This window comes from Thaumasiovibrio clandestinus (genome assembly GCF_047250365.1).
Classification (GTDB): Bacteria; Pseudomonadota; Gammaproteobacteria; order Enterobacterales; family Vibrionaceae; genus Thaumasiovibrio.
Genome location: NZ_JBLBVL010000009.1, coordinates 109,076 through 120,135 on the forward strand (window position 1 = coordinate 109,076; position 11,060 = coordinate 120,135).

At 47.2% G+C, this 11,060-nt stretch carries 14 protein-coding genes; 12 read left to right on the forward strand and 2 right to left on the reverse strand.

The window, feature by feature from the left end; all coding sequences use genetic code 11:
* Nucleotides 1–124 precede the first annotated feature (124 nt).
* The 4 genes from kefG (at nt 125) to slyD (ending at nt 3,464) form a co-directional block, all read left to right on the forward strand.
* A complete protein-coding gene (gene kefG, locus ACKLNH_RS13590) occupies nt 125–673 on the forward strand; it encodes a glutathione-regulated potassium-efflux system ancillary protein KefG (protein WP_413112804.1) in 549 nt (182 codons plus the stop codon).
* Entirely contained in the window at nt 673–2,496 is a 1,824-nt protein-coding gene (gene kefB / locus ACKLNH_RS13595) for a glutathione-regulated potassium-efflux system protein KefB (RefSeq protein ID WP_413112805.1), read from the forward strand. The genes kefG and kefB overlap by 1 nt, the downstream gene beginning before the upstream one ends.
* A 5-nt stretch (nt 2,497–2,501) precedes the next feature.
* On the forward strand, nt 2,502–2,699 hold the full coding sequence (locus ACKLNH_RS13600; RefSeq protein ID WP_413112806.1) for a YheV family putative zinc ribbon protein: 198 nt from the start codon (nt 2,502–2,504) through the stop codon (nt 2,697–2,699).
* Nucleotides 2,700–2,903: 204 nt separating this feature from the next.
* A complete protein-coding gene (slyD, locus tag ACKLNH_RS13605; protein ID WP_413112807.1) occupies nt 2,904–3,464 on the forward strand; it encodes a peptidylprolyl isomerase in 561 nt (186 codons plus the stop codon).
* A gap of 134 nt (nt 3,465–3,598) precedes the next feature.
* Here slyD and ACKLNH_RS13610 read toward each other — a convergent pair whose 3' ends face one another.
* Together ACKLNH_RS13610 and ACKLNH_RS13615 are read right to left on the reverse strand one after the other, a co-directional pair.
* Entirely contained in the window at nt 3,599–3,826 is a 228-nt protein-coding gene (locus ACKLNH_RS13610; RefSeq protein WP_413112808.1) for a SlyX family protein, read from the reverse strand.
* A gap of 2 nt (nt 3,827–3,828) precedes the next feature.
* Nucleotides 3,829–4,806: a WD40 repeat domain-containing protein gene (locus ACKLNH_RS13615; RefSeq protein ID WP_413112809.1), complete on the reverse strand. Its 978-nt coding sequence runs from the start codon at nt 4,804–4,806 to the stop codon at nt 3,829–3,831.
* 125 nt (nt 4,807–4,931) lie between these two features.
* On the opposite strand from ACKLNH_RS13615, the gene fkpA reads away from it, so the two are divergent.
* From fkpA to fusA, 8 genes are all read left to right on the forward strand, one after another.
* Nucleotides 4,932–5,732 (forward strand): FKBP-type peptidyl-prolyl cis-trans isomerase, encoded by an 801-nt coding sequence (fkpA, locus tag ACKLNH_RS13620; RefSeq protein ID WP_413112810.1) that lies wholly within the window; start codon nt 4,932–4,934, stop codon nt 5,730–5,732.
* 129 nt (nt 5,733–5,861) lie between these two features.
* Entirely contained in the window at nt 5,862–6,584 is a 723-nt protein-coding gene (locus tag ACKLNH_RS13625) for a helix-turn-helix transcriptional regulator (RefSeq protein WP_413112818.1), read from the forward strand.
* Nucleotides 6,581–6,973 (forward strand): sulfurtransferase complex subunit TusD, encoded by a 393-nt coding sequence (gene tusD / locus ACKLNH_RS13630; RefSeq protein WP_413112811.1) that lies wholly within the window; start codon nt 6,581–6,583, stop codon nt 6,971–6,973. Before ACKLNH_RS13625 ends, tusD begins: the two co-directional genes overlap by 4 nt.
* A 15-nt stretch (nt 6,974–6,988) precedes the next feature.
* Nucleotides 6,989–7,345 (forward strand): sulfurtransferase complex subunit TusC, encoded by a 357-nt coding sequence (tusC, locus tag ACKLNH_RS13635; protein WP_413112812.1) that lies wholly within the window; start codon nt 6,989–6,991, stop codon nt 7,343–7,345.
* A gap of 2 nt (nt 7,346–7,347) precedes the next feature.
* Nucleotides 7,348–7,641, forward strand: a complete 294-nt coding sequence (tusB, locus tag ACKLNH_RS13640) for a sulfurtransferase complex subunit TusB (RefSeq protein ID WP_413112813.1) — start codon at nt 7,348–7,350, stop codon at nt 7,639–7,641.
* Nucleotides 7,642–7,810: 169 nt separating this feature from the next.
* Nucleotides 7,811–8,185 carry a 30S ribosomal protein S12 gene (gene rpsL / locus ACKLNH_RS13645; RefSeq protein WP_413112814.1) on the forward strand — a complete coding sequence of 125 codons (375 nt, stop codon included), beginning with the start codon at nt 7,811–7,813 and terminating at the stop codon, nt 8,183–8,185.
* 94 nt (nt 8,186–8,279) lie between these two features.
* A complete protein-coding gene (rpsG, locus tag ACKLNH_RS13650) occupies nt 8,280–8,750 on the forward strand; it encodes a 30S ribosomal protein S7 (RefSeq protein ID WP_413112815.1) in 471 nt (156 codons plus the stop codon).
* A gap of 77 nt (nt 8,751–8,827) precedes the next feature.
* Complete coding sequence (gene fusA / locus ACKLNH_RS13655; RefSeq protein ID WP_413112816.1) at nt 8,828–10,924, forward strand: elongation factor G; 2,097 nt, start codon at nt 8,828–8,830, stop codon at nt 10,922–10,924.
* Nucleotides 10,925–11,060: the final 136 nt, after the last annotated feature.

The following is an 11,060-nucleotide window of genomic DNA, read 5'->3' on the forward strand; positions in this document are numbered from 1 at the left end:
TTTTAATACGTTATCGACGGCATCTTATGTGTTGTTGGTCGACTTGTCGATAATTGCACGGCGATATCGACTTTTCAGGTGGTTAATGTAAGGTGGTAAAGGTGTTAATGATTTGAGTTAAAGGATGATGCATTCAAAAATATTGATTCTCTACACCCATCCAGATCCGCAGGAGTCAGTAGCTAATCGTGCGCTATTGAAGGCGGTGGCATCATTGCCACATGTCACCGTGCATGACTTGTATGCACAGTACCCTGATTTTTTCATCGATATAGAATATGAGCAGCAGTTGCTTGCTGATCATGATGTCATTGTCTGTCAGCACCCGTTATATATGTATTCCGCCCCGGCGTTGTTAAAAGAGTGGATTGATAGGGTGTTAAGTAAAGGGTATGCCCACGGTGAGGGGCAGGCGCTGGCGGGGAAAATTTGGCGCAGCGTTATCACGACGGGAGGGGCTGAACAGGCGTTTAGCTCGGAGGGTTATAACCGCTATAGCATTGAAGAAATCGTTCGCCCGTTTGAGCTAACCGCCAAGCTGTGTCAGATGCGGTGGGAAGCGCCCTACGTGGTGCATTGGGCACGGCGTTTAACCTCAGTTGAACTGACGCATTGTGCGCAACACTATCGAGATTGGCTCAGTAATCTGACACATACCCAGGGAGAAAGTTGATGGCCGCCGATTATTTGCAAAGTGGTGTCGTGTTTCTTGCTGCTGCCGTGATTACGGTTCCTCTGGCCCAGCGTTGTGGATTGGGTTCAGTGTTAGGCTACTTATTGGCTGGGATTGCGATAGGGCCATGGGGACTGGCACTGATCCGAGATGTCGAGGCAATTTTGCATTTTGCCGAATTTGGTGTGGTGCTGCTGCTGTTTTTGATTGGACTGGAGCTGAATCCTAAAAAGCTATGGCAAATGCGCAAGCCAATTATTGGCCTTGGAGGAGGGCAGTTATTATTAACAGCGTTGGCGTTGTTGTTGCCAATGTGGTGGTTTGGTATTGAGTTGAATGTGGCTGTGATTATCGCATTGGCGCTTGGACTCTCTTCAACGGCTGTTGCCTTGAAGTTGATTGAAGAGCAAGGGATGGGGGGGAGCGAAGCTGGACAAGCCGGGTTTGCGGTGCTGTTGTTTCAGGATATCGCCGTGATTCCGATATTGGCATTACTTCCTGTTCTTGCCGGAAGTGGAGAGCAGGACGGGCTTGCATCTGGCTATGTGGCTGCCGGTATTGCATTGTTGCTAGTCGGTGGGCACTTTTTGTTGCGACCACTCTTTCGCTGGGTTGTGATGAGCGGTGTGCGTGAGCTGTTTAATGTCGCGGCATTACTGCTGGTGTTTGGTATCTCCCTTCTTATGGACTGGCTCGGTTTGTCGATGGCATTGGGCGCATTTTTGGCGGGCGTACTGTTGGCCGAAAGTGAGTATCGCCATGAGTTGGAAATTGCCATCGAGCCATTCAAAGGGCTGCTGTTAGGGTTGTTTTTTATTGCGGTTGGAATGACGGTCAATCTTGACCTGTTGTGGCAGTTCCCCCTCTATATCGCGTTGGCCGTTATGGTGTTGGTGGGGATTAAGATGGCGGTGTTGTATGTCCTTGCTCACGTTATGGGGCTGGCAGCACGTTCTCGTAGTCAACTGGCAGCAGTGCTGAGCCAAGGTGGTGAATTTGCCTTTGTTATTTTTACCGCGGCGCAAAGTGAGAGTGTACTTAGTGCAGAGTTGAGTGCGATATTGTTGGTGGTGGTGAGTTTATCGATGATGACAACACCGTTGTTGTTGGTGGTGCAGCGACGTTGGTATCAATGGCGCTTTACACTGGCAGGGACAGAAGCTCGTCGACCCAGCGTGGATGATATTAAAAATGATAACCCGCGAGTGATCATTGCTGGATTTGGCCGCTTTGGGCAAGTGGTTGGGCGGTTATTGTTTGCAAATAAGATTGCTGTCACGGTGCTAGAGCGAGATCCTAGTCAGATAACCTTACTGCGCAAATTTGGCTATCGGGTTTACTATGGTGATGCAACGCAACTCAATCTTTTGCGTGCTGCTGGCGCCGATAAAGCCGAAGCCATTGTCGTGTGTACGGACTCGCCAGATGAAGTGCTGGAAGTGGTTGAGTTATGCCAGCACTATTTCCCGCATTTGAAGGTCTTAGCGCGAGCACGTAGCCGTGTTGAGGCTTATCAGCTGTTGAGCCATGGGGTTGAGAACTTCTCTAGAGAGACCTTTGATGGTGCATTGAATTTAGGGCGACAAACCTTGGTCGCATTGGGAATGCACCCTTACAAAGCAAAACGGGCTGAGTCGCATTTTCGCCGTTTAGACTTAACGGTGTTACGTGATCTTCTTCCTCAGCATAGTGACGATAGTTCGTTGGCGTCCCGTGCACAAGAAGCGCGGCAAGAGCTAGAAGAGATTTTTGATCGAGAGATGCAACGTGAGCGTGAAAGCTTAACAGGGTGGGGTCACCATCAAGCAGAGAGTCAGGAGTAAACAGAATGAAAAAACGCTTTATTGCCGGTGCTCATTGCCCCAAGTGCCATTCCGTTGACAGTATTCGCTGGTGGAAAGAGGCTCAAATTGAAACTATCGAATGTGTACAGTGTGGGCATCAGGCGCAGCAGTTACCAGAAGCATTGACAAGCCAGCGTCCCAACGGAGAGACGGTGATAGGGCTATTTAACCCTAAATCGTGAGCTGCTATTGGTGGTAATGACGAATAGAAAGAAGGTGTGACGGGCTCGCCATTCCTTGCTGTTTGGTATTTGCAAGCAAGTGTTGACGACGTGATGGGCAAAGAGGAATTTACTCTGCGACTCGCATCAGAGGGCAAGGTTGGTTATGATGCGCTGGAAAGGTAGATGCGAGCACGTATCTTGTCGAACTTATTTGGAGTCAGTATGAAAGTCGTTAAAGACACCGTAGTAAGCCTAGCCTACACCGTTAAAACTGAAGAAGGTGTGGTCGTAGATCAATCGAGTAAAGAAGCGCCGCTTGATTACCTACACGGGCACAATAATTTGATTGTTGGTCTTGAAAATGCACTAGAAGGCTGTGCTGCTGGTGACAGCTTTAGCGTGACCGTTGCACCAGAAGAGGCATATGGCGAGCACCACGATGCATTGGTTCAGCGTGTTCCAGCTGAAGTCTTTCAGGGTGTGGATGAAATCACGGTCGGTATGCGTTTTCTTGCTGACACCGATCAAGGCCCAATCCCAGTAGAAGTCACAGAAGTGGATGGCGACGAAGTGGTGGTTGACGGTAACCATATGCTGGCGGGTCAAACATTGAGCTTTGACGTGGAAGTGATTGCGCTGCGTGAGGCGACAGAAGAAGAAGTGGCTCACGGTCACCTGCATCAAGAAGGTGGCTGTTGTGGTGGTGGTAGCTGTGGTGATCATGATGATGAAGATCATGAATGCTGTGGTGGCGGCAATTGCGGCGATAGCGAAGAAAAATAAGGCGGTTGTGGCTGTCGCCACTAGTCTGATTTAAAAATAAAAAGGCGCCGGATGGCGCCTTTTTTGTGACTGGGTTTTCTCAACGCTGAGGTAAATGGCATTGAGTTATTAAGCCAAATCGTCAGCCCGTTCACTTAGTAGTGTGGTGGTGGCGTCTCTTCAGATTCGTCGGCCATGTTAGACCCACTGGTTGATTTGACTTTATCGACAAGAAATTTCATCTGGGTCAACATCTTGTCGAGCATCATTTGATGGGCAGTAATTTCGTGATTGAGCTCTTCAATGGTGTGTTCTTGAAAAGCCAGTTTCATCTCTAGCTCATCAATACGGTTTTGTAGTTGATTTGTCTCTTTTGGTGTCATAATTACTCTGCCTGCCAAGCTTGCACTATCCCTGCTGAGGTTGCTGCGCTCACCCGGCCGTCTGGATCAATGCTGACATCATACACCACTGCGTGAGGAGGGCGAGTATTCTGTTTAGGTGCGGCATACCACTGCTTTAATTTTTTGCCGTCTTGGGTGCGCCATAAACTAATTTGCCTTCCAGCGGTCGCCGTGACTAATAAAGTGCCATCATCAGAAAAGCGGGCGACCGTTATTGCCTGTGGGCGTACCGATGTTTGCAATGTCGCTGACTTTTCGCCATTTTGTAGTTGCCAAAGGTAGCCGTTCCCTTCAGCATCTGCGGTAAACGCGAATTGTCCATCACGATGTAAGGCAACGTGACGCACAGCGGCGGGATGAATAAATTGAAATAGAGCTTGGCCGCTGTCGGTATCCCAGAGGTAAGCGCGATTGTCATCACCACCAGAGAGCGCATAACGGCCATTGGGTGATAAGGCAACGGAAGAAACTTTTTTATTATGGGCGAGGAACTCTAAGCGCCGACCAGTGCCCAAGTTGACATGAATCACTTTGCTATTGGCTAAACCGAGCAAAACTTGTTCGCCATTGCTGCTCAGTGCGGCATCCGTGAGCGTGCTATCTGAAATAGTCCAGAGTCCTTGCGCTTGCCCCCAAGCGAGATCCCAGACCGCAAAACTCTGTGTGGTCGCTGTTAAAGCAAAACGGGGTAGGTCTGCTATTTTGGTGAGTATGATGCCTTCGGAATGAAAATCATGCTGAGCAAGTGATAAAAGAGGCTGATGATGAGGCAAATCCCAAAGTACAAGGCCGTCTTGTTTTGAATGTGTAAAGGCAAATTGACTATCACGGCTAAGGGCTGTAGCGATACTGCCTTCTGGGTTCAGTATCCAACGTTGCTGTTCTGACGACCAGAATTTGCACCCATTAAGCGTGAGCAGTGTCCAAAACAGTAAAATTATTCGAATATGGGATAGCATTAAGATATTGATTCGTTATGTTATGTTGCGTTTGCAACTAGTATATTGATTATGACAAGCTTGCACAGCGCAAAATAGTGCAAGCACTAAAGTGAGGGAACTCCCTCAGATGATATGGAGAAATTATGAAACCTGTTCTTAAAATGTCAGCACTCGCTGCCACAATTTTGTTAGCTGTAGGCTGTCAGGGTGAAACTAACGCTGAAACTAACACGACAAAAGCTGACACGGCTGTTGAACAAGTTGCACAAACTTCTGCTGTTGATTTAACCAGCGAAGACGCGAAAGCTGCGTATGCAATTGGTGCGTCGCTAGGGCAATATTTATCGGCGAATTTAGCGCAGCAAGAAGAGTTAGGGCTTGAGCTGAGCAGTGATGATGTTTTGGCCGGTGTACAAGATGCGTTTAATGGCGAAAGCCAAATGACGCCAGAAGAGATGCAAGAGGCGCTTCAAACACTGGATCAACGTGTATCAGAGTTGGTGACTGCGCGTATGGAAGCAGAAGCGACTGCTGCGGTTGAAGCGGGTAATGCATTTCGTACTGAGTTTGCGGCACAAGATGGCAGCGTAGAGACAGATTCAGGCCTAATGTATCAAGTAGTTGAGCAAGGCGAAGGCGCAATGCCGGCAGACACTGACACTGTTGAAGTTCATTATCGTGGAACATTGATCGACGGTACTGAGTTCGATAGTTCATACTCGCGTAATCAAACGGCGTCTTTCCCTTTAAATCAAGTCATTCCTGGATGGACAGAAGGCCTGCAACTAATGCCTGTAGGTTCTAAGTTTAAGTTTGTTATTCCGCCTGAGTTAGCATATGGCGCACAGAACACACCAACAATTCCAGCGAACTCAACGTTGATTTTTGAGGTTGAGCTACTGAGCATCCCATCACAAGATGTTGAGGAAGAGGTCGCGCAGTAAAAGTCACTTTACTTGCTGTAGATCATGTTTTAGACCTCGCATTAGCGGGGTCTTTTTATATGTACATGTTAAAAATCTGATAAACTTACCAGAATATTTTGATTTTTTGCGTGTAAGGGTAGTGCTGTGATGACAACAGATGAAACTCTTGCTCAGGATGTGGTCGTGGATAGTGATTTGATCCAAGATAGCGCTTTCACTGAGCAAGACTACACATTACTTCGCTCATACGAAGCGGTAGTAGACGGGTTAGCGGCATTGATTGGTGGGCATTGTGAAATTGTTCTTCATTCATTAGATAACTTGAACACATCGGCAGTAAAAATTGCGAATGGTGAAATCACAGGGCGCCAGGTTGGGTCTCCTATCACTGATTTGGCGCTGCGAATGTTGAGAGACATTGAAGGCTCTGAACGTAATTTTTCTCGGGCTTATTTTACGCGTGCGAAAGGCGGCGTGTTGATGAAGTCAATTACGATTGCGATTCGTAATGGTGAGGAGCGTGTGATTGGCTTATTGTGTATCAACATTAACTTAGATGCCCCGTTCTCACAGATCCTGCAAGCCTTTATGCCAAGTGACGATGCGCGTCAGGCCGCCTCGTCGGTGAATTTTGCCAGTGATGTTGATGAGTTAGTGGATCAGACGGTGGAACGCACCATCGAAGAGATCAATGCCGATAAAGATGTTTCTAATAATGCCAAGAACCGTCAAATCGTGATGGCACTGTACGACAAAGGCATTTTTGATATTAAAGACGCGATTAACCGTGTGGCTGACCGATTGAATATCTCGAAACATACCGTCTATTTGTATATTCGTCAGCGTAAAACTGAGGATGGCGAAAAGTGAGTCTGAAGTATGCGTTGGTCGTTAATGGCCCCGCTTATGGTACGCAGGCAGCGCGAAGCGCGTTATTGTTTGCCCAGACATTGATAGACCAAGGACACACGCTAGCGCGTGTGTTTTTTTATCAAGAGGGGGTTCACAATGCTAATCGTCTTGTTATACCAGCCAATGATGAATTTCAACTGTTAGAAGCTTGGCAAACCTTGGCAAATACCCATCAGGTTGAGTTACAAACCTGTATTGCAGCAGCGTTGCGCCGTGGTGTTGTGGGGCAACAAGAAGCTGAGCAAGCAGGGCTCGATACAGAAAACTTAGCTGCAGGTATCGAGCAAGCCGGGCTTGGCTCATTAGCAGAAGCATTGTTGACGATGGACAGGGTTATTCAGTTTTAACCTGAAGAGAGAGAAATGAAAACACTCGGGTTTATTTTTCAGTCTGCACCTCACGGCTCTGTCGCAGGGCGTGAAGGTGTGGATGCAGTGCTTGCCAGTGCAGCATATTGTGAACAGATTAAAGTGTTCTTTCTTGCTGATGGGGTGTTGCAACTATTATCAGGGCAGCAGCCTGAGCATATTCTTTCGCGTAGTTACGCGCAGAGCTTTAAGCTGTTTGAACTTTACGATATAGAAGATATTTATATTTGTCAGACTTCTTTGCAAGAAAGAGGACTGGTTCAGACATCGTTATTGATGTCAGGGGAGTTGTTGCTACCGACTGAGATTCGGGCACAACTGGGTAAATGTGATCAGATTATGGTGTTTTAGCAATGCTACATATTATCACTAACTCGCCTTTCCACTCTCAAAGTCTGCAAACCTGTCTACGCTATAGTAGTCATGAAGATGAAATAGTTTTGATGCAAGATGCGGTGTATGCAGGGCTTTATGACAGCGTCGTTAATCATAGTCTTCAATCTTGGTCAGGGAAGCTCTATTTGTTAGACGTGGATGTGCAGGCTCGGGGGATAATATCGCTGCTCGATGAGAAATGTGAGTTATTAACCACTGCCGAATATGTTGCGTTAACAGTAAAGCATCAGCAGCAAATTCACTGGCAATAATTGAAAACAGGGCTTTTTTTTGTGCTTAGCATGGTTTTTGTACAAAAAGATCCCGAAATGATCTTGTATAATTCTTGACACCTTTATGCTCGACGCCTAAAATTTCGCGTCCCTTATTAGTAGGGGGCTAGATTTTTCACGTTTTTCAAAAATAATCAGGAGCTATTTAATGGCAACTATTAACCAGCTGGTACGCAAACCACGTGTCAAGCAAGTTGCGAAAAGCAACGTGCCTGCACTGGCAGCGTGTCCGCAAAAACGTGGTGTGTGTACTCGTGTTTACACCACTACGCCTAAAAAACCTAACTCAGCACTACGTAAAGTGTGCCGTGTACGTCTAACCAACGGTTTTGAAGTTACTTCATACATCGGTGGTGAAGGCCACAACCTTCAAGAGCACAGCGTTGTTCTTATCCGTGGCGGTCGTGTTAAAGACTTGCCAGGTGTGCGTTACCACACCGTTCGTGGTGCACTTGACTGTGCAGGCGTAAATGACCGTAAACAAGGTCGTTCTAAGTACGGTGTGAAACGTCCTAAGTCTTAATGGATTCCGTTAAGTAAGGCCAAACACACAAATTATTGTAATTTTGAAGAAACTGAAAAGTTTTGGATAACCTGAAGACACAACGGAGATATCCATGCCACGTCGTCGCGTAATTGGTCAGCGTAAGATCCTTCCAGATCCTAAGTTCAAATCTGAGCTGCTGGCAAAATTCGTCAACATCCTAATGGTTGACGGTAAGAAATCTACTGCAGAAAAAATTGTTTATACTGCACTAGATATCATGGCTGAGCGTTCTGGTGAAGAACACCTAGCTGTATTTGAAAAAGCTCTTGAAAACGTTCGCCCAGCGGTTGAGGTTAAATCTCGCCGTGTAGGTGGTTCAACCTACCAAGTGCCTGTAGAAGTTCGTCCGGTTCGCCGTAACGCACTTGCTATGCGTTGGATGGTTGAAGCTGCGCGTAAGCGTGGTGAAAAATCTATGGCTCAGCGCCTAGCTAACGAAATGCTAGATGCAGCTGACAACAAAGGTTCTGCGGTTAAGAAACGTGAAGACGTTCACCGCATGGCTGACGCTAACAAAGCGTTTGCTCATTACCGCTGGTAATACCTTTGCAGGCGCAGCAGCTTTGCTGCTGCGCCTTTTCTATACTCTAAGGTTTTCCTTAGTATGAGGATACAACTGTGGCTCGCAAAACTCCTATTGAGCGCTACCGTAATATTGGTATCTGTGCTCACGTAGATGCTGGTAAAACAACAACAACCGAGCGTATCCTGTTTTATACAGGCCTATCTCATAAAATCGGTGAGGTTCACGACGGCGCTGCTACCATGGACTGGATGGAGCAGGAGCAAGAGCGTGGTATCACCATTACCTCTGCTGCTACTACGACTTTCTGGCGTGGTATGGAAGCTCAGTTCCCAGACCATCGCGTCAATATCATCGACACACCGGGACACGTAGACTTCACGATTGAAGTTGAACGTTCGTTGCGTGTATTGGATGGTGCAGTGGTTGTATTCTGTGGTTCTTCGGGTGTAGAGCCTCAGTCTGAAACAGTATGGCGTCAGGCTGATAAATACGAAGTACCGCGTATGGTTTTCGTGAACAAGATGGACAGAACTGGTGCCGACTTCCTGCGTGTTGTTGACCAGATCAAAACCCGTCTTGGCGCAAATCCAGTGCCAATTCAATTGAATATCGGTACTGAAGAAGACTTCGCTGGCGTGATTGACCTGATTAAGATGAAGGCAATCAACTGGAACGAAGCAGATCAAGGCATGACCTTCACCTACGAAGAGATCCCTGCTGATATGTTGGACGATGCGGAAGAGTGGCGTCAACATATGATTGAGTCTGCAGCAGAAGCCAATGAAGAACTGATGGACAAATACCTTGAAGAAGGTGAACTGTCAGAAGAAGAAATTAAAGCCGGGCTGCGTACCCGTACACTGAATAATGAAATTGTGTTGGCGACTTGTGGCTCAGCATTTAAAAACAAAGGTGTACAAGCGGTTCTGGATGCAGTTATTGAGTTCTTGCCATCACCTGCGGACGTAAAAGCGATCCGTGGTGAAGATGATGAAGGTAACGAGATCGAGCGTCACTCAGACGATAACGAACCGTTCGCAGCATTGGCATTTAAAATTGCAACTGACCCATTTGTGGGTACTTTAACCTTCATGCGTGTCTATTCCGGCGTCGTTAACTCTGGTGATAGCGTGTATAACTCGGTGAAACAGAAGCGTGAACGCTTTGGCCGAATTGTGCAGATGCATTCAAATAAGCGTGAAGAAGTTAAAGAGGTTCGAGCAGGTGATATCGCCGCTGCGATTGGTTTAAAAGATGTTACCACAGGCGATACCTTGTGTGACATTGACCATAAAGTAATCTTGGAGCGAATGGAGTTCCCTGAACCTGTCATCCAGATTGCTGTAGAGCCAAGATCTAAAGCAGACCAGGAAAAGATGGGTGTTGCCCTCGGTAAACTGGCTGCAGAAGACCCTTCTTTCCGCGTTGAAACTGATGAAGAATCAGGGCAGACCCTGATTTCTGGTATGGGTGAGCTTCACCTCGACATCATCGTTGACCGTATGCGTCGCGAATTCAGCGTGGAATGTAACGTCGGTAAACCTCAGGTTGCTTATCGCGAAACTATTCGTGGTAAGACCGAGGTAGAAGGTAAGTTTGTTCGTCAATCAGGTGGTCGTGGTCAATACGGTCATGTCTGGTTGAAGATCGAGCCTTCTGAGCCGGGCGAAGGTTTCGTCTTTGTAGACGAAATTGTTGGTGGTACAGTACCGAAAGAGTATATCGGTGCGGTATCCAAGGGTGTTGAAGAGCAGATGAACAATGGTGTTCTGGCTGGTTACCCAGTGCTGGATGTCAAAGCAACTCTGTTTGATGGCTCTTACCACGACGTTGACTCGAACGAAATGGCGTTTAAGATCGCCGGTTCGATGGCTTTCAGGAAGGGTGCGCTTGAAGCAGATCCCGTTATCCTAGAGCCAATGATGAAAGTGGAAGTAACCACACCTGAAGATTGGATGGGTGATGTTGTTGGAGACTTAAACCGTCGCCGTGGTATGATCGAAGGTATGGATGAAGGCCCTGCGGGGTTAAAGATTATCCGTGCCCAAGTACCACTATCGGTGATGTTTGGCTACGCAACGGATCTCCGCTCTGCAACTCAGGGTCGTGCGTCATATTCAATGGAATTCAGCGAGTATGCTGAAGTACCTAAGAATGTTGCCGACTCTATAATTGCCGAGCGAACTTAATCAATATTTGGCGCTAGCGTTGAGTTAGCGCTACATTATTAAGACTTCTGAGCGTCATTACGACGGTGATGACGACCATTAACTAGGAAGGAACACGATCGTGTCTAAAGAAAAATTTGAACGTACAAAACCGCAT

What these genes read in the sequence shown, in the direction of transcription:
- kefG (WP_413112804.1), top strand. Translation starts at nt 125, where the DNA reads ATGATGCATTCAAAAATATTGATTCTCTACACCCATCCAGATCCGCAG.
- kefB (WP_413112805.1), top strand. Translation starts at nt 673, where the DNA reads ATGGCCGCCGATTATTTGCAAAGTGGTGTCGTGTTTCTTGCTGCTGCC.
- ACKLNH_RS13600 (WP_413112806.1), top strand. Translation starts at nt 2,502, where the DNA reads ATGAAAAAACGCTTTATTGCCGGTGCTCATTGCCCCAAGTGCCATTCC.
- slyD (WP_413112807.1), top strand. Translation starts at nt 2,904, where the DNA reads ATGAAAGTCGTTAAAGACACCGTAGTAAGCCTAGCCTACACCGTTAAA.
- ACKLNH_RS13610 (WP_413112808.1), bottom strand. Translation starts at nt 3,826, where the DNA reads ATGACACCAAAAGAGACAAATCAACTACAAAACCGTATTGATGAGCTA.
- ACKLNH_RS13615 (WP_413112809.1), bottom strand. Translation starts at nt 4,806, where the DNA reads ATGCTATCCCATATTCGAATAATTTTACTGTTTTGGACACTGCTCACG.
- fkpA (WP_413112810.1), top strand. Translation starts at nt 4,932, where the DNA reads ATGAAACCTGTTCTTAAAATGTCAGCACTCGCTGCCACAATTTTGTTA.
- ACKLNH_RS13625 (WP_413112818.1), top strand. Translation starts at nt 5,862, where the DNA reads ATGACAACAGATGAAACTCTTGCTCAGGATGTGGTCGTGGATAGTGAT.
- tusC (WP_413112812.1), top strand. Translation starts at nt 6,989, where the DNA reads ATGAAAACACTCGGGTTTATTTTTCAGTCTGCACCTCACGGCTCTGTC.
- tusB (WP_413112813.1), top strand. Translation starts at nt 7,348, where the DNA reads ATGCTACATATTATCACTAACTCGCCTTTCCACTCTCAAAGTCTGCAA.
- rpsL (WP_413112814.1), top strand. Translation starts at nt 7,811, where the DNA reads ATGGCAACTATTAACCAGCTGGTACGCAAACCACGTGTCAAGCAAGTT.
- rpsG (WP_413112815.1), top strand. Translation starts at nt 8,280, where the DNA reads ATGCCACGTCGTCGCGTAATTGGTCAGCGTAAGATCCTTCCAGATCCT.